The 26,711-nt window shown below is 64.9% G+C and carries 30 protein-coding genes; 15 read left to right on the top strand and 15 right to left on the bottom strand.

Annotated elements, in window-relative coordinates:
* Window position 1: 1 nt before the first annotated feature.
* From ACPPVR_RS15565 to ACPPVR_RS15540, 6 genes are all read right to left on the bottom strand, one after another.
* The gene (locus tag ACPPVR_RS15565) at window positions 2-325 is read right to left on the bottom strand and encodes an XdhC family protein (RefSeq protein ID WP_426615077.1); all 324 of its coding nucleotides are present in this window, start codon (window positions 323-325) and stop codon (window positions 2-4) included.
* 11 nt (window positions 326-336) lie between these two features.
* Window positions 337-1,539, bottom strand: a complete 1,203-nt coding sequence (locus ACPPVR_RS15560; protein WP_426615076.1) for a vWA domain-containing protein — start codon at window positions 1,537-1,539, stop codon at window positions 337-339.
* 72 nt (window positions 1,540-1,611) lie between these two features.
* Window positions 1,612-2,532, bottom strand: a complete 921-nt coding sequence (locus tag ACPPVR_RS15555) for an AAA family ATPase (RefSeq protein ID WP_045008455.1) — start codon at window positions 2,530-2,532, stop codon at window positions 1,612-1,614.
* A gap of 63 nt (window positions 2,533-2,595) precedes the next feature.
* Window positions 2,596-3,402 (bottom strand): FAD binding domain-containing protein, encoded by an 807-nt coding sequence (locus tag ACPPVR_RS15550; RefSeq protein WP_426615074.1) that lies wholly within the window; start codon window positions 3,400-3,402, stop codon window positions 2,596-2,598.
* A gap of 33 nt (window positions 3,403-3,435) precedes the next feature.
* Window positions 3,436-3,921, bottom strand: coding sequence for a (2Fe-2S)-binding protein (locus tag ACPPVR_RS15545; RefSeq protein ID WP_426615073.1), 486 nt, complete (start codon window positions 3,919-3,921; stop codon window positions 3,436-3,438).
* A gap of 138 nt (window positions 3,922-4,059) precedes the next feature.
* Window positions 4,060-4,506, bottom strand: coding sequence for an SRPBCC family protein (locus tag ACPPVR_RS15540; RefSeq protein WP_426615071.1), 447 nt, complete (start codon window positions 4,504-4,506; stop codon window positions 4,060-4,062).
* Window positions 4,507-4,677: 171 nt separating this feature from the next.
* Between ACPPVR_RS15540 and ACPPVR_RS15535 the strand changes: the two genes are divergently transcribed.
* From ACPPVR_RS15535 to pcaC, 3 genes are all read left to right on the top strand, one after another.
* Window positions 4,678-6,033, top strand: coding sequence for a 3-carboxy-cis,cis-muconate cycloisomerase (locus ACPPVR_RS15535; RefSeq protein ID WP_426615069.1), 1,356 nt, complete (start codon window positions 4,678-4,680; stop codon window positions 6,031-6,033).
* Between the two features lie 16 nt (window positions 6,034-6,049).
* Entirely contained in the window at window positions 6,050-6,832 is a 783-nt protein-coding gene (gene pcaD / locus ACPPVR_RS15530; RefSeq protein ID WP_426615068.1) for a 3-oxoadipate enol-lactonase, read from the top strand.
* Window positions 6,833-6,934: 102 nt separating this feature from the next.
* Window positions 6,935-7,327, top strand: coding sequence for a 4-carboxymuconolactone decarboxylase (pcaC, locus tag ACPPVR_RS15525; protein ID WP_426615067.1), 393 nt, complete (start codon window positions 6,935-6,937; stop codon window positions 7,325-7,327).
* Here pcaC and ACPPVR_RS15520 read toward each other — a convergent pair.
* Both ACPPVR_RS15520 and ACPPVR_RS15515 read right to left on the bottom strand, forming a co-directional pair.
* Entirely contained in the window at window positions 7,289-7,813 is a 525-nt protein-coding gene (locus ACPPVR_RS15520) for a hypothetical protein (RefSeq protein WP_426615066.1), read from the bottom strand. The two genes, pcaC and ACPPVR_RS15520, sit on opposite strands and share 39 nt — an antisense overlap.
* A 211-nt stretch (window positions 7,814-8,024) precedes the next feature.
* Entirely contained in the window at window positions 8,025-8,192 is a 168-nt protein-coding gene (locus ACPPVR_RS15515) for a hypothetical protein (protein WP_426615065.1), read from the bottom strand.
* Window positions 8,193-8,470: 278 nt separating this feature from the next.
* On the opposite strand from ACPPVR_RS15515, the gene ACPPVR_RS15510 reads away from it, so the two are divergent.
* From ACPPVR_RS15510 to ACPPVR_RS15490, 5 genes are all read left to right on the top strand, one after another.
* A complete protein-coding gene (locus ACPPVR_RS15510; protein WP_426615064.1) occupies window positions 8,471-9,388 on the top strand; it encodes an ABC transporter permease subunit in 918 nt (305 codons plus the stop codon).
* A 61-nt stretch (window positions 9,389-9,449) separates the two neighbouring features.
* The gene (gene livM, locus ACPPVR_RS15505; protein WP_426616114.1) at window positions 9,450-10,727 is read left to right on the top strand and encodes a high-affinity branched-chain amino acid ABC transporter permease LivM; all 1,278 of its coding nucleotides are present in this window, start codon (window positions 9,450-9,452) and stop codon (window positions 10,725-10,727) included.
* Window positions 10,724-11,557 carry an ABC transporter ATP-binding protein gene (locus tag ACPPVR_RS15500; protein WP_426615063.1) on the top strand — a complete coding sequence of 278 codons (834 nt, stop codon included), beginning with the start codon at window positions 10,724-10,726 and terminating at the stop codon, window positions 11,555-11,557. Before livM ends, ACPPVR_RS15500 begins: the two co-directional genes overlap by 4 nt.
* On the top strand, window positions 11,554-12,297 hold the full coding sequence (locus tag ACPPVR_RS15495) for an ABC transporter ATP-binding protein (protein WP_426615062.1): 744 nt from the start codon (window positions 11,554-11,556) through the stop codon (window positions 12,295-12,297). Before ACPPVR_RS15500 ends, ACPPVR_RS15495 begins: the two co-directional genes overlap by 4 nt.
* Window positions 12,298-12,458: 161 nt before the next feature.
* Window positions 12,459-13,577, top strand: a complete 1,119-nt coding sequence (locus ACPPVR_RS15490) for a branched-chain amino acid ABC transporter substrate-binding protein (protein WP_426615061.1) — start codon at window positions 12,459-12,461, stop codon at window positions 13,575-13,577.
* A 75-nt stretch (window positions 13,578-13,652) separates the two neighbouring features.
* Here the strand turns inward: ACPPVR_RS15490 and ACPPVR_RS15485 are convergent, their stop codons facing one another.
* On the bottom strand, window positions 13,653-14,039 hold the full coding sequence (locus ACPPVR_RS15485) for a response regulator (protein WP_426615060.1): 387 nt from the start codon (window positions 14,037-14,039) through the stop codon (window positions 13,653-13,655).
* 239 nt (window positions 14,040-14,278) lie between these two features.
* Between ACPPVR_RS15485 and ACPPVR_RS15480 the strand changes: the two genes are divergently transcribed.
* Complete coding sequence (locus tag ACPPVR_RS15480; protein ID WP_426615059.1) at window positions 14,279-17,083, top strand: PAS domain S-box protein; 2,805 nt, start codon at window positions 14,279-14,281, stop codon at window positions 17,081-17,083.
* A 53-nt stretch (window positions 17,084-17,136) separates the two neighbouring features.
* Complete coding sequence (locus ACPPVR_RS15475; protein WP_426615058.1) at window positions 17,137-18,135, top strand: P1 family peptidase; 999 nt, start codon at window positions 17,137-17,139, stop codon at window positions 18,133-18,135.
* A 147-nt stretch (window positions 18,136-18,282) separates the two neighbouring features.
* On the opposite strand, the gene ACPPVR_RS15470 is transcribed toward ACPPVR_RS15475, so the two are convergent.
* Complete coding sequence (locus tag ACPPVR_RS15470) at window positions 18,283-19,095, bottom strand: EF-hand domain-containing protein (protein WP_426615057.1); 813 nt, start codon at window positions 19,093-19,095, stop codon at window positions 18,283-18,285.
* 255 nt (window positions 19,096-19,350) lie between these two features.
* Here ACPPVR_RS15470 and rpe point away from each other — a divergent pair, with 255 nt between their 5' ends.
* The 4 genes from rpe (at window position 19,351) to ACPPVR_RS15450 (ending at window position 20,753) form a co-directional block, all read left to right on the top strand.
* Window positions 19,351-20,052: a ribulose-phosphate 3-epimerase gene (rpe, locus tag ACPPVR_RS15465; RefSeq protein WP_426615056.1), complete on the top strand. Its 702-nt coding sequence runs from the start codon at window positions 19,351-19,353 to the stop codon at window positions 20,050-20,052.
* Between the two features lie 162 nt (window positions 20,053-20,214).
* A complete protein-coding gene (locus tag ACPPVR_RS15460) occupies window positions 20,215-20,355 on the top strand; it encodes a hypothetical protein (protein WP_426615055.1) in 141 nt (46 codons plus the stop codon).
* Window positions 20,356-20,359: 4 nt separating this feature from the next.
* Window positions 20,360-20,539 (top strand): hypothetical protein, encoded by a 180-nt coding sequence (locus ACPPVR_RS15455; RefSeq protein ID WP_426615054.1) that lies wholly within the window; start codon window positions 20,360-20,362, stop codon window positions 20,537-20,539.
* A gap of 22 nt (window positions 20,540-20,561) precedes the next feature.
* Entirely contained in the window at window positions 20,562-20,753 is a 192-nt protein-coding gene (locus tag ACPPVR_RS15450) for a hypothetical protein (RefSeq protein WP_426615053.1), read from the top strand.
* Window positions 20,754-20,780: 27 nt separating this feature from the next.
* Here the strand turns inward: ACPPVR_RS15450 and ACPPVR_RS15445 are convergent, their stop codons facing one another.
* The 5 genes from ACPPVR_RS15445 to ACPPVR_RS15425 form a co-directional block, all read right to left on the bottom strand.
* Complete coding sequence (locus ACPPVR_RS15445; protein WP_426615052.1) at window positions 20,781-22,220, bottom strand: serine/threonine protein kinase; 1,440 nt, start codon at window positions 22,218-22,220, stop codon at window positions 20,781-20,783.
* A gap of 6 nt (window positions 22,221-22,226) precedes the next feature.
* The gene (locus tag ACPPVR_RS15440) at window positions 22,227-22,967 is read right to left on the bottom strand and encodes a metallophosphoesterase family protein (protein WP_426615051.1); all 741 of its coding nucleotides are present in this window, start codon (window positions 22,965-22,967) and stop codon (window positions 22,227-22,229) included.
* A 116-nt stretch (window positions 22,968-23,083) separates the two neighbouring features.
* Window positions 23,084-23,689, bottom strand: a complete 606-nt coding sequence (locus ACPPVR_RS15435) for a hypothetical protein (RefSeq protein WP_426615050.1) — start codon at window positions 23,687-23,689, stop codon at window positions 23,084-23,086.
* Window positions 23,682-24,368, bottom strand: coding sequence for a hypothetical protein (locus ACPPVR_RS15430; RefSeq protein ID WP_426615049.1), 687 nt, complete (start codon window positions 24,366-24,368; stop codon window positions 23,682-23,684). The genes ACPPVR_RS15435 and ACPPVR_RS15430 overlap by 8 nt, the downstream gene beginning before the upstream one ends.
* Complete coding sequence (locus tag ACPPVR_RS15425; protein WP_426615048.1) at window positions 24,365-25,135, bottom strand: MotA/TolQ/ExbB proton channel family protein; 771 nt, start codon at window positions 25,133-25,135, stop codon at window positions 24,365-24,367. Before ACPPVR_RS15425 ends, ACPPVR_RS15430 begins: the two co-directional genes overlap by 4 nt.
* Before the next feature lie 200 nt (window positions 25,136-25,335).
* Between ACPPVR_RS15425 and ACPPVR_RS15420 the strand changes: the two genes are divergently transcribed.
* Window positions 25,336-26,706: a sensor histidine kinase gene (locus ACPPVR_RS15420; protein WP_426615047.1), complete on the top strand. Its 1,371-nt coding sequence runs from the start codon at window positions 25,336-25,338 to the stop codon at window positions 26,704-26,706.
* Window positions 26,707-26,711 lie beyond the last annotated feature (5 nt).

Below are 26,711 nucleotides of genomic sequence, written 5' to 3'. Positions count from 1 at the left end.
GCTAGCCGACTTTCTCGACGAAGACGCGGATGGTGCCGCCGCAGGACAGCCCGACATTCCAGGCGGTCTCGTCGGCCACGCCGAACTCGAGCATCCTGGCCTTGCCGCTCTGGATCACGTCCATGGCCTCGGTGACCACGGCACCTTCGACGCAGCCGCCCGACACCGACCCGAGAAAGGCACCTTCGTCGTTGATGACGAGGCTCGAGCCCGCCGGGCGCGGTGCCGAGCCCCAGGTCTCCACCACGGTTGCCAGCGCGACGCCCCGGCCGGCCTTCTGCCAGTCCTCTGCCGCCTTCAGAATATCCTCGTCGCGATCGAGCATGGGTTGGCCTCTCAGGCTGCGGAGCGGATCAGGTTCCGGTGATGCGGCGGCAGCGGCCGGGACAGCGTCGTGATCAGCTCCTGGATCGAACTCAAATTATGTACGGGGCGGAATTCGTCAACGTGCGGGAGCATCATTTTGATGCCCTGCGCCTTGGCTTCGAAGCCGCTGAACCGCAATAGCGGGTTGAGCCAGATCAGCCGCCGGCAGGAGCGGTGCAGCCGATCCATCTCGAAGGCGAGCTTGGAATCGGCCTCCCGCTCCAACCCGTCGGAGATCAGCAGCACGATGGCACCCTGGCTCAGCACGCGCCGCGCCCACAATTTGTTGAAGTTGTGCAGCGAGCCCGAGATCCGGGTGCCGCCGGCCCAGTCCTCCACCGCCGCCGAACAACTCGCCAGCGCCTCGTCGGGATCGCGCTGGCGCAGCGCGCGGGTGACGTTGGTGAGGCGGGTGCCGAACAGGAACACCGAGACGCGTTTTCGAGCGTCGCCGATGGCATGGAGGAAATGCAGGAACAGGCGGGTGTACTCGCTCATCGAGCCCGAGATGTCGAGCAGCGCCACGATTGGTGCCGGCTTCTCGATCCGCCCGAGGTGGTGGATGTCGATGATGTCGCCACCCGTATGGAGCGAGGCGCGCAGCGTGCGGCGCAGGTCGAGACGCAATCCGCGCGGATCGGGCCGGTGCCGGCGCGTCAGAAGCTCGGCCTGCGGCAACCGCATCCGCTCGATGGCACGCAGTGCCTCGGTGATCTCCGCCGCGCTCATCTGCGCAAAGTCCTTCTTCTGAAGGATCTCCTTGTCGGACACCGACAGGCGCAAATCCTGCTCCTGGTGCTGGGGCGTTTCCGTCATCCGCGGCTGCGACATCGCCTCCTGGACGCGGCGCGAGGCGGCCGGCGGCTTCTTCTTGGCGCCATCCGGCAGCGGCACCGAATCCAGCATGTGCTTCCACTCTTCGGACGCGCGGAAGAACAGGTTGAAGGCCTGCTTGAAGATCAGCGCATGCTCATGACGCTTGACGAAGATCGCCTCCAGCGTGGTGAAGACGTCGGCGCGGCTGCCGATGTCGATCACCTGAAGCGCGTTCATGGCATCGATCACCGCACCCGGGCCGACCGGCATGCCCGCCGCACGCAGCGCACGAGCGAAGCCGACGATGTTGTCGGCGAATTGCTCGGTTTGCTCCGGCGCAAGGTGGTTGATGGCCATGCTCGTACCAATCTTCCCGTCATTCCGGGGCGATGCGATGGGGACCCCACGAAGCGCGGCCCGGAATGACTGCTAGTCGCTCGTCGCTTCCTTCAGCACCTTCTGCAAGGTGTCGCCCTGCATCCGGGTGATGTCGTCCTGGTACTTGAGCAGCGCGCCCAGCGTGTCGCCGACCACTTGCGGGGTCAGCGAGCGGGCGTCGAGCTCGGACAGTGCGGTCGCCCAGTCGATGGTCTCGGCGACGCCCGGCGATTTGTAGAAGTCCTGGTTGCGCAACGCCTGCACGAAGCGCACGACCTGCTGCGACAGCTTTGCCGAGATACCGGGCACGCGCGACTTGACGATGGCAAGCTCGCGATCGGCGGCGGGATAATCGACCCAGTGATAGAGACAGCGCCGCTTCAGCGCGTCGTGGATCTCACGGGTACGGTTGGAGGTGATGATGACGATCGGCGGATGCGGCGCCTTCACGGTGCCGAATTCGGGGATCGTCACCTGGAAGTCGCTGAGGATTTCCAGCAGATAAGCCTCGAACGCCTCGTCGGCGCGGTCGAGCTCGTCGATCAGCAGCACCGGAGGGCCGGCGACGTCAGGCTCCAGCGCCTGAAGCAGCGGCCGCTTGATCATGTAGCGGTCGGCGAAGATGTCGCTCGAGAGCTGATCGCGGTCGGTATCGCCGGCGGCTTCCGCCATCCGGATCGCGATCATCTGCGCGGCGCTGTTCCATTCGTAGACGGCGGAGGAGACGTCGAGACCTTCATAGCACTGAAGGCGGATCAGCTTCCGTCCCAGCGCTGCCGACAACACCTTTGCAATCTCGGTCTTGCCGACGCCAGCCTCGCCTTCGAGGAACAGCGGCCGGCCCATACGCAGCGAGAGGTAAGTCACCGTCGCCAGCGACCGCTCGGCGAGATAGCCGCGCGAGGTCAAGAGTTCGAGCATCGCATCGACCGATGCCGGCAAGGCACCGGAAGTATTGGCCGCTGAAGTCATGAAAGAGCCAGTCTCGCTACGCCCTCACGAGGGGCAAGTATTGGGCCAGGGCGTGCGGCCCACTCATTCCTTGGCATTGGCGGCGTCAAGGGCGCGGCGCGTCAGCACCCCGATGAGATGCGCGCGGTATTCGGCGCTGCCGTGGATGTCGCTGTTGAGGCCTTCCGCGGGCACCTCGATGCCTTCCAGCACCTTCGACGAGAACCGCTTCTTCAGCGCTTCCTCGAACGCCTCGACGCGGAACACGCCATCGGAGCCTGCGCCGGTGATGGCGACGCGCACGTCCGACGGACGCCGCGCCACGAACACGCCCACCAACGCATAACGCGACGCCTGGTTGCGGAATTTGATATAGGCCGCCTTCTTCGGCAGCGGGAACATCACCTTGGTGATGATCTCGTCGGCTTCCAGCGCGGTCGTGAACAGCCCCTGGAAATACTCTTCCGCCTTGAGCCGGCGCTTGTTGGTGACGATGGTCGCACCAAGCGCGAGAACCGCGGCCGGATAATCCGCGGTCGGGTCGTTGTTGGCGAGCGAGCCTCCGAGGGTGCCCTTGTGGCGCACGGCGGGATCGCCGATCTGGCTCGCAAGATTTGCCAGCGCCGGGATCGCCTCGCCGACGATGGCGGAGGTCGCGACCTCGGCATGCTTGGCGGTGGCGCCGATCACCAGCGAACGGCCCTTCAGCTCGATCGCGTTGAGCCCCTCGATATGGGAGAGGTCGACCAGATGCGGCGGGCTCGCGAGGCGCTGCTTCATGACGGGAATCAGCGTATGGCCGCCGGCGATCAGCTTGGCGTCCTCGTTCTTCACCAGAAGGTTGGCCGCCTGCCGCACGGTTCCGGGGCGATGATATTTGAATTCGTACATGTGAGTGTCCTGATCGCGGAATGCGCGCGCGGGTTACGCGAGATCGGAGTTCGCCATCGCCTTCGCGCCGGCGGCGATCGAGGCGACGATGTTCTGGTAGCCGGTGCAGCGGCAGAGATTGCCTTCCAGCTCCTCGCGGATGGTGTGGTCGTCGAGCTCGTTGCCCTTGCGATGCACGATGTCGATCGCGGTCATGATCATGCCGGGCGTGCAGAATCCGCACTGCAGGCCATGGTGCTCGCGGAAGGCCTCCTGCATCGGATGCAGCGGCGCACCGTCGGCCGCCAGCCCTTCGATGGTCTTGACCTCGTGGCCGTCGGCCATCACCGCAAGCGTGGTGCAGGATTTCACGGCCTTGCCGTCGAGATGCACGACGCAGGCGCCGCACTGCGAGGTGTCGCAGCCGACATGGGTGCCGGTCAGCCGCAGATTCTCGCGCAGGAACTGCACCAGAAGCGTACGCGGGTCGACATTGCCGGTAACAGGGTTGCCGTTCACGATGAGGGAGATTTTTGCCATAAGCACTCTCTATCAGCGCCCCGACGGGTCCCGTCGAAGCGGTTCTTTTTTATAATTATTCCAACCTATCATATGGGCCATTGTCCGCCGGGGCAACATCGCCAGGGACGCAAGCCGCCATGCCGAAAGGCGAGGCCTTCAGCCCTGTACCGCCTTGACGAAATTCGCGAAAAATTCGTCGGCCAGTTTCTTGGCGGTACCGTTGATCAGGCGCTGTCCGAGCTGCGCCAACTTGCCGCCGATCTGCGCCTCGACGTCGTAGGCGAGCAACGTGCCGCCGTCCTTCTCGGCAAGCTTCACGACCGCGCCGCCCTTGGCGAAGCCGGCCACGCCGCCCTCGCCTTCGCCGGAGATCTTGTAGCCGTTCGGAGGGTCGAGATCGCTGAGCGTGACCTTGCCCTTGAAGCGCGCCGACACCGGCCCGACCTTCATTTTCGCCACCGCGCGGAAACCGCCGTCGTCGGTCCTCTCCAGCTCCTCGCAACCGGGGATGCAGGCCTTCAGCACCGCCGGATCGTTGAGCTTCTCCCACACGGCCTCGCGCGGCGCCGCAAGCTGGACTTCGCCGTTCATTGTCATGGCCATGGGGGCATCTCCCGGATCGCATCAGAATAATACTGTTCAAGTAACGCACGGAGGCCGCAAAGGAAAGGGCGGGCCCCGGGCACATGCAATGCATATTCGCAACTGCAAAAGGCTTGCGCGGCCGGTTTGGGATTGGCACAGCCGGGCCATGGTGGTTAGGTCCCGCACAACATGAGCACAGCCCTCTCCCCCCTGCTTGCGCCGATGCTGTCGAGCGCAGCCATGCGCGCCGTCTGCGACGACCGGTCCGCCCTCCAGAATATGCTCGATTTCGAGGCAGCTCTGGCGCGGGCCGAAGCCGCAACGGCTGTGATTCCTGCGGCTGCGGTGGGCCCGATCGAGGCGGCCTGCAAGGCCGATTCTTTCGACATGGCCGCGCTCGCGGAGGCCGCGACGCGATCGGGCAATCTCGCGATCCCGCTGGTCAAGGCGCTGACCGCCAATGTCGCCAAGGCTGATGGCGAGGCCGCCCGCTACGTGCATTGGGGCGCGACCAGCCAGGACGTCATCGACACCGCGACCATGCTGACACTGCGCGCAGGCATCGAGGCGATGGATGCGGACCTCAGCCGCGCCATCAAGGGATTTGCGACGCTGGCGCGCACCCACCGCAACACCGCGATGGTGGCACGAACCTGGCTTCAGCACGCGCTGCCGATGCCCTTTGGCTTGAAGGTCGCCGAATATGCCTCAAGCCTAGCTCGCGGACGCTGCCGCCTGCGGCGGCTTCGCCGCGAAGGCCTGGCACTGCAATTCGGCGGCGCCGCCGGCACGCTCGCAGCGCTCGGCGACAAGGGCCTCGTCGTCGCCGAGCGGCTCGCCCAGGAGTTGAACCTGCCGCTGCCGGATGCGCCCTGGCATACCCATCGCGACCGGATCGCGGAAGCCGCATCGTGCTTCGCGATTCTCGCCGGGAGCTGCGGCAAGATCGCCCGCGACGTCTCGCTGCTGATGCAGACCGATGTCGCCGAAGCGTTTGAACCCGCTGGCGAAGGCCGCGGCGGCTCCTCGACCATGCCGCACAAGCGCAACCCGGTCGCGGCCGCAAGCGCGCTGGGTTGCGCGACCATGGCCCCGCAGCTCGCGGCGACGATTTTTGCAGCGCAAGTGCAGGACCACGAGCGCAGCGCCGGCCCCTGGCACGCGGAATGGCCGACGCTGCCGCAATTGATGCTGGTCACTTCAGGGGCGCTCGCGGCCATCGTCGATATCGCCGAGGGCCTCGTCGTCGACGCCGCGCGCATGCGCAGTAATCTCGATGCGACGCACGGCCTGATCATGGCGGAAGCGGTCACCTTTGCGCTGGCCGACAAGATCGGCAGGAGCGATGCGCATCATCTCATCGAGGCCGCGAGCAAGCGCGCGGTCGCCGAGAGGAAACATCTGCGCGAGGTGCTGTCGGCCGATTCGCAGGTCACCGCGCATCTCACGCCCCAGAAAATTGCGGCATTGTTCGAGCCGATGGCCTATCAAGGGGCTTCCCAAGCCCTGATCGACCGCCTGCTCGACAGCCTCGACCGCGAATAAAACGGAGACGCCATCCATGCCCATGATCGATGCCGACGGTTGCCTGCTCAACGTCTCCGTCGAGGGCCGCGACGGCGGGCCGACCTTGATGCTCTCCAATTCGCTCGGCACCACACTTCAGATGTGGGAGCCACAGATGAAGGCGCTGCCGCAGGTGTTCCGCGTCATCCGCTACGACCGCCGCGGCCACGGCAAGTCCAGCGTTTCGCCCGCCCCCTACACGATGGAGCGCTTTGGCCGCGATGTGCTCGCGATCCTCGACGATCTCAACATCGAGAAGGTGCATTGGTGCGGCCTGTCGATGGGCGGCATGGTCGGGCAATGGCTGGGCGCGAACGCGCCGGAGCGGTTCGGCAAGCTCATCCTCGCCAACACCTCCTGCTACTATGCCGAGCCGACCAAATGGCTTGAACGCATCGATGCCGTGAAGAAGGGCGGCATCGCCGCGGTCGCCGATGCCGTGATCGCGGGCTGGCTGACGCAGGATTTCCGCGAGCGCGAGCCGCAGATCACCGCCAGGATGAAGGCGATGCTGCTCGCCTCACCCGTCGAAGGCTACCTCGCCTGCTGCGAGGCGCTGTCGACGCTAGACCAGCGCGAATTGCTGCCGAAGATCAAGAGCCCGACGCTGGTGATCGCCGGCCGCCACGACATGGCGACGCCGATCTCAGCGGGCGAACTGATCCGCTCGAAGATTCCCGGCGCGAGCATGACCATCATCGATGCCGCCCACATTTCCAACGTGGAGCAGCCGCACGCGTTTACGGACGCGGTGGTGGGATTTTTGACGCAACGTTAATCTCACAGCTCGTCATTGCGAGCGCAGCAAAGCAATCCAGACTGCCTCCGCGGAAAGATTCTGGATTGCTTCGCTGCGCTCGCAATGACGGAGGAGGATAAAATGGACGACCAGAAGCGCCGCGATGCCGGCATGAATGTGCGCCGAAAAGTGCTGGGCGATGCCTGGGTCGACAAGTCGATCGCGGGCCGCAACGCCTTCAACACCGATTTCCAGGACATGATCACGCGCTATGCCTGGGGCGAGATCTGGACGCGGCCGCATTTCGACGAGCGCACGCGGCGGGTGCTTGTGATCGGCACCATGGTCGCGCTCGGGCAATGGGACGAATTTCGACTGCACGTGCGTGCGGCGCTCGCCGAGGGCGGCTTCACCCCCGACGACATCAAGGAAATTCTGTTGCAACAAGCGATCTATTGCGGCGTTCCGGCGGCGAACCACGCCGTCAAGGAAGCCTCAGCTATTGTGCAGGAGCTCGGCCTGCTCAAGACCTAGCGGCGCCGGCGCCTCGGCGACCTGCGGCACCGCCGCCGGCCGTTCGATCACCAGCACGATGGCGGCACCGAGCAGCAGCAGGAGTTCGGTGGCATGCAGCCGGAGCGCGGCCATCTCGGCGACCTTCGATGCCATGATCATGCTGGCGAACGAGATCAGGCTGCCGATCGCCAGCGCAATGCCGAGCGCCTCGTCGCTGCCGCCGCTCTTGCGGGTGCGGGGTACGACGAGAAGCGCGAGATAGATCGCGAAGAACGCCACCACAGTCAGCCGACCCAGCGCCAGAAGCCAGGCGGCGCGCACCGTGCTGATGCCGGACATCTGGAGATGGTCGCTGAGGAACAGCGCCACGGCCACGGTCGGCCGCTCGTAGAGGCCGTGCACCGGCGCCACCATGATGTTGAAGGCAACCAGCGACCAGGCCGGAATGAAATAAGCCGCCAGCAGCGCGCCGTTGACCGAGCCGATCCGCCAATTCCTGAACATGCCGCTTCCCGCTTCGCTTTGCCCGCGGCCCTCCACGGGCGGCCGGCTTTGCCGGGAGCTAACTCGCATCAGACCGTGGCGGCAATTTAAACCCTTTGTTTACCTTAACCGCCCGGCCAGGGGCGTGGCCAAAGCGAAAGGCCCTGCCTTTCGGCGGGGCCTCGCTTCACTACCCTTCGCTTCGGGCTCCCAAGGTTTTGGGCCTCCAAATCTATTTGTTGTCCTGGTCGCGCTGGCCGTGCTGCCCGCCCTGCTGGCCGGGCTTGTCGCCCTGGTGCTTCGGATCCTGCTGCTGCTGGCCGGGCTTCTGGCCGCCGCCTTGCTGCTGACCGGGCTTCTGGCCCTGCTGGCCCGGGTTCTGGTTCTGCTGCTTCGTCATTTGGGGGAGCTCCCTTGTTGGACGTCAGAGCGGAGATAACGGCTGCCATCCATTTTGGTTGCCACTCGGAACCCGGTTCCTGGCAAGTGCGGAACCGGGACATGACACCCGTAACGAAATGACCTCTGTACAAGCCTTTGTGCCGAGACCTCGCCAGTTGCAGCCGCCAGTTCCCTCCTGTTACAAAACGAAGAGAATGCTCAAGGGCTGCCGGGGCCCAAGAACTCTCTAATGAAGAGCTCCCTTTGAGCCGCGTCAGGTTTGGGTAACGGCAGTCTATGGATTATTTCGCCCAGCAGCTCATCAACGGCCTCGTGCTCGGCTCGATCTACGGCCTGATCGCGATCGGCTACACGATGGTCTACGGCATCGTCGGCATGATCAACTTCGCCCATGGCGACGTCTTCATGATCGGCGGCTTCATCTCCCTGATCACCTTCCTGATCCTGGTCTCGTTCGGCCTGACCGCGATCCCGCTGATCCTCATCGTCGTGCTGCTGGTCTCGATGGCGATCACCGCGCTTTATGGCTGGACCATCGAGCGCATCGCCTACCGGCCGCTGCGTCACTCCTTCCGCCTCGCGCCAATGCTGTCGGCGATCGGTATGTCCTTCGTGCTGGTCAACTTCTCGCAGGTGGCACAGGGCGCCCGCGTCAAGCCGATCCCGCCGCTCATCACCGGTGGCTACACGCTGCATGAGAGCGCGGACGGCTTCGTGATCCGGCTATCCAACGTCCAGATTCTGGTCGTCATCACCACCATCGTGCTGTTGGCCATCTTCACCTGGCTGGTGTCGCGCACGCGGCTGGGGCGCGACATGCGCGCCTGCGAGCAGGACCAGACCATGGCAGCGCTGCTCGGCGTCGACGTCGACCGCACCATCTCCATGACCTTCGTGATCGGCGCCGCGCTCGCCGCGGTCGCCGGCCTGATGTACCTGCTCTATTACGGCCTGGTCGATTTCTTCATGGGCTTCGTCGCCGGCATCAAGGCGTTCACCGCTGCCGTGCTCGGCGGCATCGGCTCGCTGCCCGGCGCGATGCTCGGCGGCCTCGCGATCGGCCTGATCGAGACGTTCTGGTCGGCCTATTTCTCGGTCGAGTACAAGGACGTCGCCGCGTTCTCGATCCTGATCGTGGTGCTGATCTTCATGCCGACCGGCCTGCTCGGCCGTCCCGAAGTCGAAAAAGTCTGACGGGCCGCCCCGCGTGACACCCATCCAGCACGAGAGCACGCACGCAAGTCGCACCGCCGGCATCCCCGCCCTTCTGAAGACCGCCTTCATCAACGCATTGATCGCGCTGGTGCTGTTCTCGCTGATGATCGGCATCCGCACCGAGGCAGGCTCCGACGGCCAGCTCACTTATTGGACGCGCTTCGGCGACCTTGCCTCTGTCGTCGCCGCGGTGTTCGGCGGCTCGATCGTGATCGAGTTATTGCGGCAATGGATCGGTCAGACCAGTACCGAGAAGCTGGTGCCACCTGGCGTGCAAAGCGGCCTGTCGTTCATCGGCCGCTACCTCGCTCCGGCGCTGCTCGGCTTTACGCTGCTGGTGCCGGTGATCTTCTATGACCAGCGCTACATCCTCGACCTCGGTATCCTCGTGCTCACCTATGTGATGCTAGGCTGGGGCCTCAACGTCGTGGTCGGCCTCGCTGGCCTGCTCGACCTCGGCTACGTCGCCTTCTATGCGGTGGGCGCCTATTCCTACGCGCTGCTGGCCACCAATTTCGGCTGGTCGTTCTGGGTTTGCCTGCCGCTCGCCGGCATCCTTGCCGCGTTCTGGGGCGTGCTGCTCGGCTTCCCCGTGCTGCGCCTGCGCGGCGACTATCTCGCCATCGTGACGCTCGCCTTCGGCGAGATCATCCGCCTCGTCATCATCAACTGGCAGGAGTTGACCGGCGGGCCCAACGGTGTCTCCGGCATTCCGCGTCCCTCCTTCTTCGGCATCCCGCTCGACAACAGCGACGACGGGCTCGCCGCCAAGCTCGGCATCGAGTATTCGCCGACCCATCGTATCGTGTTCCTGTTCTACGTGATCCTGGCGCTGGCGCTCCTCACCAACTGGGTCACGATCCGCCTGCGCCGCCTGCCGATCGGCCGCGCCTGGGAGGCGCTGCGCGAAGACGAGGTCGCCTGCCGCGCGCTCGGCATCAACACCACGACGACAAAGCTCACGGCATTCGCGACCGGTGCCATGTTCGGCGGCTTCGCCGGCGCATTCTTCGCGACACGCCAGGGCTTCATCAGCCCGGAATCCTTCACCTTCCAGGAATCGGCGCTGGTGCTCGCCATCGTGGTGCTCGGCGGCATGGGCTCGCAGCTTGGCGTGGCGCTCGCCGCACTCGCCATGATCGGCGGCTTCGAGCTGTTCCGCAGCCTCGAGACCTATCGCATGCTGGTGTTCGGCCTTGCCATGGTGCTGATCATGATCTGGCGGCCGCGCGGCCTGATCGGTCATCGCGCACCGACCGTGTATCTGACCAAGGCGAAGGCGATCTCCTCCGACCTCGTCAAGGAAGGGCACGGATGAGCGGCGAGACGATTCTCAGCGTCGACCTGCTCACCATGCGCTTCGGCGGGATCGTCGCCGTGCAGGACCTTTCGTTCGCGGCCGAGCGGAACAAGATCACGGCGTTGATCGGACCGAACGGCGCCGGCAAGACCACCGTCTTCAACTGCATCACCGGCTTTTACAGGCCGAGCGGCGGCTCCATCCGCCTCACCCATGACGACGGCAAGCAGATTGCGCTGGAGCGGCTGAACGATTTCCGCATCGCCAAGCAGGCCAAGGTCGCCCGCACCTTCCAGAACATCCGGCTGTTTCCCGGCATGACCGCGCTGGAAAACCTGATGGTGGCGCAGCACAACGCCTTGATGCGCGCCTCCGGCTTCACCTTCCTCGGCCTGATCGGCGCGCCCTCCTACCGCGGCGCCGAAAAGCGCGCGATCGATCTCGCCACCGAATGGCTCAAGCGGATCAATTTGCTCGACCGCGCCGACGACGCCGCCGGCAACCTCGCCTATGGCGACCAGCGCCGGCTCGAGATTGCGCGCGCGATGTGTACCGAGCCCGCGCTTTTGTGCCTCGACGAACCCGCTGCCGGCCTCAACGCGCGAGAGAGCGCCGCATTGAGCGAGCTGTTGCTCTCGATCCGCAATGAGCTCGGCACCTCGATCCTCCTGATCGAGCACGATATGTCCGTTGTGATGGAGATCTCCGACCACATCGTGGTGATGGACCATGGCGTGAAGATCGCGCAAGGCACACCGCAGGAGGTCCGCGACGACCCCAAGGTGATCGCCGCCTATCTCGGCACCGACGAGGACGAGGCCGTGGCCGTGATGGAGAGCGGGTCGTGACGTCGGCGCCCACTCCCCTGCTCGCGATCCGCGGGCTGCGTGCGGCCTATGGCAAGATCGAGGCGCTGAAGGGCGTCGATGTCGAGATCAATGCCGGCGAGATCGTGGCGCTGATCGGCGCCAACGGCGCCGGCAAATCGACGCTGATGATGACGATCTTCGGCAAGCCGCGCGCCCGCGCCGGCCAGATTCTGTACGAAGGCCGCGACATCACCGACGTTCCCACCCACGAGATCGCGCATTTGCGCATCGCGCAATCGCCGGAAGGACGGCGCATCTTCCCGCGCATGAGCGTGGCGGAAAACCTCCAGATGGGCGCGGATGCCACCGAATGTACCGATTCCGAACGCGAGGCGACGCTTGCGCGCGTGTTCTCGCTGTTTCCGCGGCTGAAGGAACGCTACGCCCAGCGCGGCGGTACGCTGTCCGGCGGCGAGCAGCAAATGCTGGCGATCGGCCGCGCCTTGATGAGCCGCCCTCGCCTGCTCCTGCTCGACGAACCCTCGCTCGGGCTCGCGCCGCTGATCGCCCGCCAGATTTTTGACGCGATCCGTACCCTGAACCGGCAGGACGGCCTCACCGTCCTGATCGTCGAGCAGAACGCCAACCATGCGCTCAAGCTCGCCCATCGCGGCTACGTCATGGTCAACGGCCTGATCACGCTCGCCGGGACGGGCGCCGAGTTGCTGCAACGCCCCGAGATTCGCGCCGCCTATCTGGAAGGCGGCCGGCACGGCTGACGCCGCCCAGCGCCGGGCCGCCGGCGGCCGAATGTGGCGAGATATCTCCGCGAATGCCCGTATTTTGCCGGTGACTTCTCGGCAGATTCATTCAACAATGGCGCCGGTTTGGACCGGGCATGCCCGGCAACTTCCACAGGCGACCACCCGCGAGGTATCTCATGAAATCACTGAAGCTCATCGGTCTGGCATTCGGAGCGTCGATCGCGCTCTCGAGCGCGGCATTCGCGCAGGATGTCACCATCGCAGTCGCAGGCCCGATGACCGGCGGCGAGTCCGCCTTCGGCCGCCAATTGAAGAACGGCGCCGAGATGGCGCTGGCTGACATCAACGCCGCCGGCGGCGTCAACGGCAAGAAGCTCGCGCTCGACATCGAGGACGATGCCTGCGATCCGAAGCAGGCGCGCTCGGTCGCCGAGAAGATCGCCAGCGCGAAGATGCCGTTCGTGGTTGGGCATTATTGCTCGTCGTCGTCGATTCCCGCCTCCGAAGCCTATGCCGACGGCAACGTGCTTCAGATCACGCCGGCCTCGACCAACCCGCTCTTCACCGAGCGCAAGCTCTGGAACGTGGCGCGCGTCTGCGGCCGCGACGATCAGCAGGGCCTGATCGCCGCCCAGTACATCGCCAAGAACTTCAAGGGCAAGAACATCGCGATCCTCAACGACAAGACCACCTACGGTAAAGGTCTTGCCGATGAAACCAAGAAGGCGCTCAACAAGGCCGGCGTCACCGAGAAGATGTACGAGTCCTACAACAAGGGCGACAAGGACTTCAACGCGATCGTCTCGCGCCTCAAGCGCGACAACATCGATCTCGTCTATGTCGGCGGCTACCATCAGGAAAGCGGCCTGATCCTGCGCCAGATGCGCGACCAGGGTCTCAAGACCATCCTGATGGCCGGCGATGCGCTCGCCGACAAGGAGTACGCTTCCATCACCGGTCCGGCCGGCGAAGGCACGCTGTTCACCTTCGGCCCCGATCCGCGCGAGAAGCCGACTGCGAAGAAGATCGTCGATGCCTTCAAGGCCAAGAACATCGACCCCGAGGGCTACACACTCTACACCTACGCGGCGATGCAGGTCTGGTCGCAGGCGGCCAAGAAGGCCGGCACCACCGACGCCAAGAAGGTCATGGAAACGATGAAGGCCGGCAAGTGGGACACCGTGATCGGCCCGATCGAGTATGACGCCAAGGGCGACATCAAGCAGCTCGACTACGTCGTCTACAAGTGGGATGCCAAAGGCGGCTACGCCGAGATCAAAGGCAACGGCACCTGAGACAGGTCGCCTGACCTTTTTGTCAGAACGTCACCAACGCCCCGGTTCGCCGGGGCGTTTTCTTTTCCGGCACGGTCAGACGGCTGCGGAAAGTTCTCCGCCCGCCGCTTCCTGCGCCTTGCTGAGCGCTTGCAGCAGGTCATTCGGCCGAAACGGCTTTTGCAGGCAGACGATGCCATGAAGACCAGGCGCCTCGTCCATGAAATCCAGCGTCGTCATGCCGGAAATAGCCACGATCGGAAATCCGGGAACCCGCTCACGAATGGTTGCCATGACGTCGACGCCGCTGGTATCCGCCAGGAAAATATCGACAATCGCCGCGTCGAAAGCGCATTCGCCGAAAGCCTTCAGGCCGGCCGCCCCACTCTCCGCTTCAACCACGTCATAGCGGTTGATCCGGAGTACGATCCCGACCATGGCTCGGACGTCCTTCTGGTCGTCGACAACGAGTATGCGGGGCATGGAAACAACTCCCGGATTCGTATCATTAATTGGTTCAATTCAGCGGCGACGTGCGGCAAGGCAGTATGAATCCCTCCAGTAAAGCCAACCTTACCAATTCCCTATTCCACGTCCCTGTCGAAGTTAAGTAAGCTGTAACCCTCGGTTGAGTCTTGGACCGGTCCCCTCAGGACGCGCGCCCGGAGCCGGCTACCATGGGGCCCAAGACAGCCTGCCTACGAAGTCACGTGGACTACCCCATGACGACCCAGCGAGAGCTCAACGTGCACGCAAAGAACGACCGAAGCACATTCCTTTCGACCTTGCCGGCCGCGCAGAGTGATCGCACTGCAGCATTGGCGATCGTCGGAATCTCCGCGGTTCTGTTCGCACTGGCTGTTCCATTCGCGGGTATGCCGTTGGCGCCGGTGCCGGCCTTCGTGGCCAGCTACCAGTCGGCGCTCACCGTCAGCGACATCATCACCGCGGTTCTGCTGCTGTCGCAATTCGCCGTCCTGCGCAGCCGTGCGCTGCTGCTGCTGTCGACCGGATATTTGTTCACGGCGGCGGCGGCAGTAACCCACGCCCTCACCTTCCCCGGACTGTTCGCACCGACCGGACTGCTGGGTGCAGGCTCACAGACCACGGTCTGGCTCTACATGATCTGGCACGGCGGCTTCCCGCTGTTCGTGCTGGCCTATGGCTGGCTCAAGGACAGCAACGGCGGCAACAGGATCGAGGGGCCTGCCGCGCGTCCGATCGCGCTCGCGGTTCTCGGCGTCGTCGCGGCGATCATCGCCATCGCCTGGATCGTCACTGCGCAGCACGATCTGCTGCCGGTCCTGCTCAAGGACGGCCGCTACACCACCACCATGATCGGGGTGGTGTCGTTCGTCTGGTCCTTAAGCTTCGCAGCGCTGATCACGCTGTGGTTTCGCAAGCCGTACACGGTGATCGACGTCTGGCTCATGGTCGTGATGTGCGCCTGGCTGTTCGACATTGCGCTGTCGGCGATCGTCAATGTCTCGCGCTACGATCTCGGCTTCTACGTCGGCCGCCTCTACGGCCTCGGCGCCTCGAGCTTCGTGCTCGCTGTCCTCTTGATCGAGAATGTCCGCCTCCAGGCCAACACGGTGAGCCTCGTAGGCCGGCTGCGCGAACAGTCGGCCTTCGACCGCGACTACTACGGCAAACGCCTCGCGCTCTACGGCGCCGTCGTCGAGTCCGCCAATGATGCCATCATCACGAAAACGCTCGACGGCATCATCACGGGCTGGAACAGCGCCGCCGAACATCTGTTCGGCTATTCCGCCGCGGAAGCCATCGGCAAGCCGATCGACATCATCGTACCGGAGGACCGAAAGGCCGAAGTCAGGGGTATCCTCAACCGGATCAGCAGTAACGAGACGATCGCCCTGCACGAGACGATCCGCATCCGGAAGGACGGCCGCCAGATCGACGTCGTGCTGAACATCTCCCCGCTGCGATCGGACACCGGTGAAATCATCGGCGCTTCCAAGATCGCCCACGACATCACGGAAGAGAAACAGTCCCGAGAGAAGCTGCGCCGGGAGATCGAGGAGCGCCAGCGCATCTTCGAGACCTCGCAGGACTTGATCCTGGTCACCGACGGTTTTGGTAATTTCATCCAGGTCAGCCCCAGCGTGAAGGACATCCTCGGCTTCAGCCCGGACGACATGATCGGACACTGCGCAACCGAGTTCATCCATCCCGACGACCTCGAGAGCACGCGCAACGAGATGCGTGCGGCCCGACGCGGCCGGACCAAGCGCAGCTTCGAGGCGCGCTACTACCACTACGATGGTCATGAGGTCACTCTGAACTGGATGGGCACCTGGTCCGACCCGGTGAAACGGCATTTCTTCATCGGACGCGACCTGACCGAGCAACAGGCGGCTGAGGCCAAGTTCAGGCAGGTCCAGAAGATGGACGCGATCGGCCAGCTAACCGGGGGCGTCGCCCATGACTTTAACAATGTGCTCACCGTCATCACCGGCACGATCGGCATTCTGGCGGACGCGGTGGCCGACCGTCCGGAGCTCGCCGCCATCACCAGGCTGATCGACGACGCCGCGGAACGCGGCGCGCAACTGACCAAGCACTTGCTCGCCTTCGCCCGCAAGCAGCCGCTCCAGCCGCGCGAGATCGACGTCAATGCGCTGGCGGTCGAGGCCGCCAAACTGCTGCATCCCACCCTCGGCGAGCAGATCACCATCACGCCCCAGCTCACCGAGGATGCATGGCCGGCGCTGGTCGATCCGAACCAGCTCACCTCCGCGATTCTCAATCTTGCGCTCAACGCGCGAGATGCCATGCCCAATGGCGGCACTCTGGTGCTGGAGACGCGCAACATCTTTCTCGACGACGGCTATGCCAGCATGAATGCCGACGTCACCCCCGGCAGCTACGTGATGATCGCCGTCAGCGACACCGGCTCCGGAATCCCGCCAGACCTCATCGAGCGGGTGTTCGACCCCTTCTTCACCACCAAGGAGGTCGGCAAGGGCACGGGCCTCGGGCTCAGCATGGTGTTCGGCTTCGTCAAGCAGTCCGGCGGACACGTCAAGATCTACAGCGAGGAAGGCCACGGCACGAGCGTGAAGATCTACCTGCCGCGCTCCACGGGCGTGCAGGAGACCGAGTACGAGGCGCTCCAGAACGTGCCGATCGCCGGCGGCGACGAGAAGATCCTGATCGTCGAGGACGACGCGCTGGTGCGGCAGTATGTCGTGACCCAGGTCAAGAGCCTCGGCTATGCCGCTCTCGAAGCCGCCAACGCGGCCGAAGCTCTCATCATCCTCGATGCCGACGAGGACATCGACCTTCTCTTCACCGACATCATCATGCCCGGCAACATGAACGGCCGCCAGCTTGCCGACGAGGCGGCACGGCGGCGTCCCGACCTGAAGACGCTGTTCACCTCGGGTTACACGGAGAACGCCATCGTCCATCACGGCCGGCTCGATTCCGGCGTGCTGCTGCTGGCAAAGCCCTACCGCAAGTCCGAGCTCGCCAAGATGCTCAGGACGGCGCTGGCGAGTTGAGCCTGCGTCGTCCCTGCGCTATCGCTGAGACAGCAGCGCATGGAGTGCCGTCCTTGAAAAACCTTCTCACCGATATCGCCGGCGTTCGCGTCGGTCATGCCCAGGATGCGAAGCTCGCCTCGGGCGCAACGGCGATCGTGTTCGACCAGCCAGCGGTGGCAGCGATCGACGTCCGCGGCGGCGGCCCCGGCACGCGTGAAGACGCTTTGCTCGACCTCGCCAGCACGCTCGAGCGCGTCGATGCGATCGCGCTGTCCGGCGGCTCCGCCTTCGGGATCGATGCCGGCGGCGGCGTGCAGGCCTGGCTCGCCGAACAGGGCCGCGGCTTCCGCGTTCGCGAGGCGCTGATCCCGATCGTGCCGGGCGCGATCCTGTTCGATCTGCTCAATGGCGGCGACAAGGCGTGGGGCCGTTTCTCGCCCTATCGCGACCTCGGCTATGCCGCGGCGGTCTCCGCCGGGACGGAGTTTGCGCTCGGCAGCGTCGGCGCCGGCCTCGGTGCCACCACCGCGACCTTCAAGGGCGGGCTCGGTTCGGCTTCGGCGGTGACGACCGACGGCGTCAAGGTCGCGGCGGTCGTCGCCGTCAATGCGGTGGGCAGCGCCACCGTCGGGGACGGTCCGTGGTTCTGGGCGGCGCCGTTCGAGATCAACGGCGAGTTCGGTGGCCACGGACTGCCCGATCATTTCACCGACGACATGCTCAGGATGCGCATCAAGGGCGGGCCAGCCGCAAGCGAGCGCGAAAACACCACGATCGGCGTCGTCGTTACTGATGCTACGCTGACCAAGCCCCAGGCCAAGCGGCTGGCGATGATCGCGCACACCGGCTTTGCCCGTGCGATCTATCCGGTGCACGCCCCGACTGACGGCGACGTGCTGTTTGCGGCAGCCACATGCGCGAAGCCGATCGACCCGGTCGTTGGCCTCACCGAGCTCGGCATGGTCGCCGCCAACGTGGTCGCGCGCGCGATTGCCCGCGGCGTCCACAGTGCGACCGCGCTGCCGTTCAAAGGCGCGCTGCCGGCGTGGAAGGATCGGTTCGGCGCATAGTGAGAGCGGCCCTCTCTCCACGCGTCATCGCCCGGCGAAGACCGGGCGATCCAGTATTCCAGAGACAGCAGTGATTGAATCGAGAAGCCGCGGCGTACTGGATGCCCCGCTTTCACGGGGCATGACAGCGTCAATTGGATGGAGAGCTTACACGCTCATCGACATCGAAGAGGCCGTGGACCCGGACGAAGCCTGTCCCTGACGTTGCATCAACTGCGCGAACAGGTCGTACGGCGAGGTGCCGCTGGCCGACGCGCCCGGCACCGTGGTCGTCATCTTGAAGCCGTCGGCGTAAGAGACAGTGGTGGTGGTCGATCCGTCAGAGCCGGTCGTCGTGGTCGAGGTCGACCCGCCGCTCGACGACGAAGAGGAGGAATCCGAGCTGCTGCCGGACGTATCACCCGAGCCGCTCGCGCTCGCGGCGTGGTGGTGGCCGCCATGATGGCCGCCACTCTTCAGCGCCTTCGACATCTCGTCGAGGCTGACGCTGCCGTCGGAATTCGTATCGAGCTTGGAGAACACATCGTCGGCCTGCGCCGTGTTGGTACCGCCGGCACCGAGCGCTTTCTCGAATTCGGACTTGGTGATCTTGCCATCGCCGTCCGCATCGATCTGCGAGAACAGATCCTTCAGCGCAGCGTCGCGGCTGGTCGACGTCGAGGATGTCGCGCTCGACGACGTGGAGCTGGTCGAGCTGCTCGTGGCGCTCGTGCTGCTCGTCGACTGGCTTTGTGCGGCGATCAGCGCGCTCATCGTCTCTGACGAGATCTGGGCGCAATTGCCGGAATTGACCGACGAGGTCGCGCCGCTGCTCGTGCTGTTGCTGCTGCTGTCGATCGCAAACGGGTTCGTCGCGGTCTGCGACGATCCCGTCTTCTGCGTCGACGACGACGATTTCGAGTTCGTCAGCGATTGAATGGCATCAAGCGCACTCGAGACGGCACCCAGCGCAAACAACATTTGCACAACTCCAACCCACGCGGCATGCCGCGGCCAATGTTCTGGCGGTCAGATCAGCAAGCGTCGTGCCAGCGCGAAAAGCCCAATGAAATCCGCGTCCACCAAGCTTTGCCGGATCAGGGAACATCGGCAATTCATGCCGGAGACGGCAGAATTTTCCGCCCACAGGAAGCTCACCTCCCCTGCATTGCCCGGCGTGGAAGCCCATGTTAGGCGAAGCCAATTCCACTCATCGCCGCCACGGGACACCGCGCCATGACCCAAGCCTTCGCCCCCCGCCCCCTGGCCATCGCCCCCTCGATCCTGGCCTCCGATTTCTCAAGGCTCGGCGAGGAGGTCCGCGCGGTGGAGGCCGCCGGGGCCGACTGGCTCCATCTCGACGTGATGGACGGTCACTTCGTTCCCAACATCTCCTACGGCCCCGACGTCATCAAGGCGATGCGCCCGCACACCAAGAAGATCTTCGATGCGCATCTGATGATCTCGCCCTGTGACCCCTATCTCGAGGCTTTCGCGAAGGCCGGCTGCGACCACATCACCGTTCATGCCGAAGCGGGTCCTCATTTGCACCGCTCGCTCCAGGCAATCCGCGCGCTCGGCAAGAAGGCCGGTGTCTCGCTCAATCCGGGCACGCCGATCAGCGTGCTCGAATACGTGCTCGACCTGGTCGACCTCGTGCTGGTGATGTCGGTCAATCCCGGCTTCGGCGGCCAGGCTTTCATCCGCTCCGCGATCGGCAAGATCAGCGACATCCGCGCGATGACCGCAGGCCGGCCGATCGACATCGAGGTCGATGGCGGCGTCGGCCCTGATGTCGCGGGTGCGCTTGCGGCGGCCGGCGCCAACGCCTTCGTCGCCGGCACCTCGGTGTTCAAGGGCGGCACGCAAGAGGCGTACAAGACCAACATCGCGGCGATCCGAAACGCGGCCGCCGGCGCACGCGGCGAAGCGATCTGAGCGCGTCAGGCGCGGCATAAGCGCTCGCAAATCTGCGGGTCTTACGGGTGTTCACGGCGCGCAATGCCTAATATTGCAACCTCGACCCGTACTCATCCGGGCTTCACTGATTCGCGCAAATCACCGCTAGTGACTCCTGCCTGCCTTTGACGGGAGCACATCATGACGACGACCCTGGTTTGGACTGGCGTGGCGTTGTGGATTGGTTTTTGTACATTTGTTGTGTTTGGCCCATCGGCGGGACCGGTGAAGGTCACGGCGCGTTCCACCCGCATCGTCGGTCGCGACCGATATCGGGCCTGATGCCATGCAGATCGCACTCGTGAAGCGTCAGCCGAAACGCAGGTGCCGCATCCCGCGACGTCCGCATCCGAACCTCGACTATTTCTTCGGCCGGCTCGAGCGCACCGAAGGCGAGATCGGCGACGACACCGGGCCCGAGACAGCGGACCTGGACCACCCGTTCCGGTCGCCGCGCCGACATTGAAATCTTTTTTGGACTTGAATTGATGAAACCGCACTGCCCGAACTGCCTGAAGGAAATGACCAAGGCATCCGCGTCGCGTAACCTCTTCAACTGCGAACTCTGCCGCGAGATCATCCAGTATTTCGGCGGCAGCCCGGATCACGGCGAGTCCGGCCCGCAGTTCACCTGGCCGATCCGCCGCAAACGCGTTGCCCACACTGCACGCGCGGCCTGATCTCTTCTTCCCGACGCTGGGCGCGACCTACCCAGCCGCGTCGCCTGCATCCGCCTCACGCGCATCGCCAGCCATCCGCGGCGGCCGCACCACAGTGACGGTGCAGGTCGCTTCCGACGCGACCTTCGCCGAGACGCTGCCGAGCAGAGAGCGCTTGAACGAGCCCTGCCGCGCGCCGATGATGACATGGTCGACCTGGTTGACCTCGGCGAACTCCAAGACCGCGGCGGCGGGATCGACAGATTCGAGCACATGAACCGACAGCCGGCTCTCGTCCAGCTTGAGCGGCGTGGCCCAATGCCGGAGCGCGACCAACCGATCGATGTGCTTGTTGGAACCCTGCTCGTCCAGCGTTCGGTCGATCGCGATGCGGTTGAGCTTCAGCACATTGAGACAGGCAAGCCGCGCTGACGGCAGGGTTGCCAGAATGCGTTCCGTCGTCATGCGCAGCGCCTCGTTCAGCTCCGGCGCGCCTTCCATAGTATCCAGCGCGACCGCGAGGATCGGACTCGAGGCGATCTGCTCCGCGACATCCGACTTTGCCCGCGGCTGCATGACGTCCTGGTTGAAGCGACGCCGCCACGCCACGGACCAGGGATCGCGCTTCATCCGCTCCGAGCGCGCTGTCAGCCTGACCTGGTCCGGATGGGCGAGATCAAAGGCGAGCTGGGACGCGGTCGGATAGCGCCACTCCGGCTCGATCTCGAGGCAGCGCAACACCACTTCCTGGAGCCAGAGTGGATAGTCGGCGCGCAATTTGCGCGGCGGATGCGGATCGCGCCACAACCTCCGCCGCATCGCGCGCAGCGTCTCGCCTTCGCCGAACGGCCGCTCGCCAGTAGTGAAGAAATAGAGCAGCACGCCGAGCGAAAACAGATCGCTGCGCGGATCGTCGCGCACGCCCTGGAGCCGCTCTGGCGCCATATAGGGCGCGGTGCCGTAAGGCAAACGGAACTCCGCCTGCAACAGGTCGGGCAGGTGGTTGTGGTGCGACAGGCCGTAATCGATCAGCACCGCCTCGCCGCTGTCGCGGAACATGATGCTGCTCGGCTTGATGTCGTGATGGATCACGTTCTGCCGGTGCAGATCGGCGAGCGCGGCCGCGATCTTCGCAACCAGCTGCCGCGCCTCCTCGTAAGGCAGCGGCAGGTCGGGCAGCCGCTTGTACAGTGTGGTGCCGGCGATACGCTCGATCACGGCATAGGCCTGGTGCGCGAAATCGCCGGTGCCGAAGCAGGCCGGGACGTGCGGACCCGCGAGCCTCGGCAGGATCATCATCTCCATCTCGAAGGAGACGATCGCTGCCGGGTCCTCGCCCTCCGACGCCCGCGGGATCTTCATCAGCAGCGGCACGTCGATGCCGGGATGGGTGACGGTCCACAGCGTCGCCATGCCGCCGGCGTGAACGCATTCGCCGACGGTGTAACCGTCGATCTCGGCTCCCGGCTTGACCATGGGTTTGGGCATCGGCTTCTAGCGCCCCTGCGACAGCCGGTCGGCGAGCCAAGGCGGCAGCCCGTTCTCGCGGATCCTGCTCGCCGCGCTCGTGATGTCATAGGGCGCGCGGCAATAGGTGATCTGGCAGGAGGCCGTATCGAACAGCACGAAGGCGGCGGACGGATCGCCGTCGCGCGGCTGGCCGACCGAGCCGAGCACGGCAAGCCATTGCCGCCCGCGCAGCAGCGGCACGGAGACGTCGGTCTTTGGCACGAGGCCCGTCATCTTCGCCGTCACCGACATCGAATAAAGCCCCGGCCGGTGGACGTGGCCGCAGAAGGTGACATGGGCCGGCGTCGCGATCAGGCTCTTGGCCGCATCCGCCGTCGAGCGGATATAGTGCCAGCGCTGGGGGCTCGAGGCCTCCGAATGCACGAACAGACGATCGCTGTCCTCCACGAGCATCGGCAACTCGGCCAGGAAGCGCCGCTGCGCCACGTCGAGGCGACCGCGGGTCCACTCGATCGCGACCTGCGCCTCGGCATTCATGGTCTCGGTCGTGGTGTTGACGGCTTCGTCATGGTTGCCGCGCACGGCGACGGCCCCATGGGCTACCAGTTCCATGGCGGTATCCACCACCCATTCCGGATCGGCGCCATAGCCGACGAAATCGCCGAGCAGGATGAACCGCTCCGCGCCCTTCGCACGCGCCACCTTCAGGCACGCCTCGAATGCCTGCCGGTTGCCGTGGATATCCGAGAAGACAGCGAGAAGCACGCACCCTCCACCCTCAAATTCTTATTGGGGCCGATAAAGCCAATTTGAGGGACGCGGGCAAGATGCGCCAGCGCGGGACGGTTTACCAGCGCACCGCTGACGTGATGGTGAAGAGGCTATTGTTCGTCTTTCGGCGGCATCCGGGGCGGCGGCAGCGGCGTGAACACGGCGCCTTGGGCGCCGGCCGGCGGCGCATTGAACTCCCCGGTCGAGGAATCGCCGCCGCTGGTCTCGAGGATGACCTTGGGCGTCACATATTCCCGGACCATGTCGATCAGAGAGCCGTCCCCGCCGCCAAAATCCGCCGCTCGCCCGCCTTGCGGGTGCCCGGCCGCGATCTCGTTCTCAGCCGTGTGAGTCTTGTCGGCAAGCCTGTCATTGTAAGGGACGCGGAACGCGCGCGGGATGCCGCTCGGCCGATTGTCCTCATCGAGTTCCTCGACCCACAGATAGATCGAGCCGGGATCACCTTCCAGCGAATGCGGCTCGACGATGCGGGCCTGGAGCAGCTTGAAGGAGGTCGGCAGCCGGTCGGCGCTGGCCCAGCCGAGCAGCCCGCGCATTTCCGTGAAGCTCACGACATAGAAGGCGCTGGTCACAACCACCGCGACCGCTTTCAGCGACCAATGCAGCCGTGCATAGACCAGCACGACCAGTAGCAGCGCGCCGATCACGGCATAGGCCACCGACAGGGTGAGGATGACCGTTTGCAGATTAATCACGGCGGATCCTCGTAGCGTTCTTGCTCACACCGGTCCTCGGGTCGAGATCGGCCCCATTGCGCCAGGTGCTGCGGAACGTCTCGAGCAGCGATTTCGGCCGCTGGCTCACATCGACGACCTTGCCTTCGGCATCGAGCCGAAACCGCACCGCGGTCTTCTCGTCGCCGGTGTGGTCGAGCGTGAACTTGTTGTCGAAGACCACCTGCGCGACCGGATTGAGTTTTTGCACCTTCACATTGGCCGTGACGGGCTCACCGGTCGTGGCGACGAAATGCGAGACGTTGACGGTGTATTCGCCGGGGACGATACCGCGCAGCGTAACGATCTCCTCGCGGATGGGCGAGGCGATCTTCTTGCCGTTGACCATGATGAAGTCGTTGGCCCCGCCGCGGTCGTCACGGTCGAGTGTGAGGAAGCCGGCCTCGCGGTGGCGATACCAGGCGATGTTGCCGGCGGGATCCTGCACGAACAGGTCGAGATCGTCAGGATGATTGTCCGGCCAGTCCAGCGTGATCATGAACTCCGCCTTGGAGTCGATCTTGCCCTCCTTGGCATCCGGGGAGACAGCGAGCAGAGCAAGGAAGAACAGGAAGGCGACCACCTGCAGCGCCTTGAACAGCATCACGCCCAGGGGATCGAACGGCTCCTCGCGCGGATAAAGGCCGAAATCATCCATCATGACGGCATTCCAGCGCCTTTGCGCTCGAGCACCGGCGTCACATAGGTCTCGGTCAGCACCACAGCATCGGAGAACACACGCTGGGTCGCGGCGTCGAGCATGTAGTACTGGATGCGGACCAGGATGGAACCGACGAGGCCGGCCAGCGTCGTGTACATCGCCACCGCCATGCCGTCGCTCATCAGCCCCATCGAGGACCGCATCGCGACCTTGTCGGCAGCATCGAGCCCCGCGATCGGCGCCAGCATGATGATGAAGCCGATGATGGTGCCGAGCAGGCCGAGCTTCATCAGCGTGTCGGAGACGAAGGCGCCGAAGCCGTTGGAGCCGCGCAGGCGGTCGGCCAGCGTCCGCAGCAGCAGCGTCTGGTCGACCGGCCGGTAGTCCTGCGCCGCGGCCTTGGTCACGAGGCTGTCGATGTGATCCCGCACCAACCCGCGCGGCAGCGCGGTCGCGCTCGCATCGAGCGTCTTGCCGCCCTCGGGCGCCGACAGCACCGCACGGCAGCGCCGCGCCGCCGCGCCTTCACGGGCAATCGCCCGCGTGCGAACGAAACAGTGACCGCAGGTGACGACATAGAGCAGCGCAATCACGCTCGAGATATAGGTCCGGTCCGAAGTCAGCATCAAATGGATCAGGCCGAACCGCCACAACAGGAAGACGGCGAAGATCGATAGCCCGGTGAAGATCATCCAGAACAGGAGCGCGCTGCGCTCGGATGGGTCGGCAGCTGGGCCCGCGATCGGTCCAATCGTCATCGAACTCATGCTGCACCGCTCCTTAACTGCAACGATTGGCCTGCAACGATTCCCCAGCCATTAGATCAAAGCTATCGTGCCCGGTCCAAAGAGCCATGCCCAATCCGGCTTGGGAAATTTGCCCGAGCTGCAAATCCTGCCGTTCCCCGCAATTGGCAAGGCGCGGCGGCGTTGTTAGGCTGACCCTACCAAACGTTGAGGGTGATCGCATGCGCCTCGTGCTTCAGCTCGTCGCCCGTCTGCTTCTCATCGTCGCGCTGTGCCTGGGCGCGGCGACCGTATGGGCCACGTTCGACGCCTATCGCAGCGTCGACCGGGCGACTGCGGCCTCCGCGCAGCGGGTCGCGCAGGCGCTTCAGGGGCTGTACTGGCACGAGTTCTTGTTGCGCAGCAGCAGAACGAGCGAGCATCTTCTTCCGGTTCCGGAGTGGCGCACACTGGAGACGATGAAGCTGATCTCGCCCGGCGTCTGCGTCGAGTTCCAGCCGACAACGGCGTTCGAAAAGCCGCTCTGCGGCCAGAGCGAGGGGCTGGGCAAGACGCCGCCGCACTGGTTCGCCTCCATCGTGCCGACCTTCCTCGGCAGCCATGCCGAAGTGGTGCGGCCGGTCAGTCCGCGCGCTGCGGCTGCCGGAACGATTGTCGCGACGCCGGATGAAGCGGCCGCGATCTCGCTCGCCTGGGAGTACATCCTCAACGTGATCGACGTCGCGCTGCTGATGGCGGCCGCAATCGCGCTGCTGGCTTCGCTCGCCATTGCACATGCGCTGGCGCCGGCGCGCACGATTGTCACCGCGTTGCAGCGCATGGCGCGCGGGCACTATCGCACGAAACTGCCGCGCTTCCGCTCCATGGAGCTGGCAATGATCGGCGGCGCCGTCGAGAAACTCGGTACCCGGCTGGAGGAAGCCACCGAGCAGCGTGCCGCGCTGACGCGGCGCCTGATCGAGATCCGCGACGACGAGCGGCGCGCGCTCGCCCGCGAGCTGCATGACGAGTTCGGACAAAATCTCTCGGCGATCCTCGCCTTCGCCGACACCATCGAGATGGCGGGCGCGAAGGGGACCAAGGATAACGGCATCGCGCAGGATGCGCGCATGATTTCGCAGGCCACCCATCATCTGATGGCGTCGCTGCGCGATGCGCTGAAGCGGCTGCGCAATCCCCTGCCGGAGGAGCTCGGGCTCGAGGCGAGCCTCGTCAATCTCGTCGACAGCTGGCGCTCGCAGAGCGCAACCCAGCCGACGATCCAGCTCGACCTCAGGGGCGACCTCACCAACATCAGCGGTCCGGCCGCCACCACCGCCTATCGCGTCGCCCAGGAATGCCTGACCAACGCACTACGCCACAGCTCGGCCCGCGAGATCTCCCTGCGCATCGAACGCCGCACGGGTGAGGACGATGCGCTTCTGATCCACGTCGAGGATGACGGCGGCGGCGATGCGACGCGCGTGGCGCAGTCGGCCGGCTTTGGCCTCACCGGCATCCGCGAGCGCGTCGCCGCCGCCGGCGGATCGCTGTCGATCCTGCCCGCCAATCGCGGCCTCAGCATCGCCGCCACCATCCCGCTGGCTGCGTGAGGCCG

It is taken from the genome of Bradyrhizobium sp. McL0616 (genome assembly GCF_049993385.1).
Taxonomy (GTDB): Bacteria; Pseudomonadota; Alphaproteobacteria; order Rhizobiales; family Xanthobacteraceae; genus Bradyrhizobium.
Note: the sequence above shows the minus strand (reverse complement) of the source record. Positions and strands in the feature narration are given on the sequence as shown.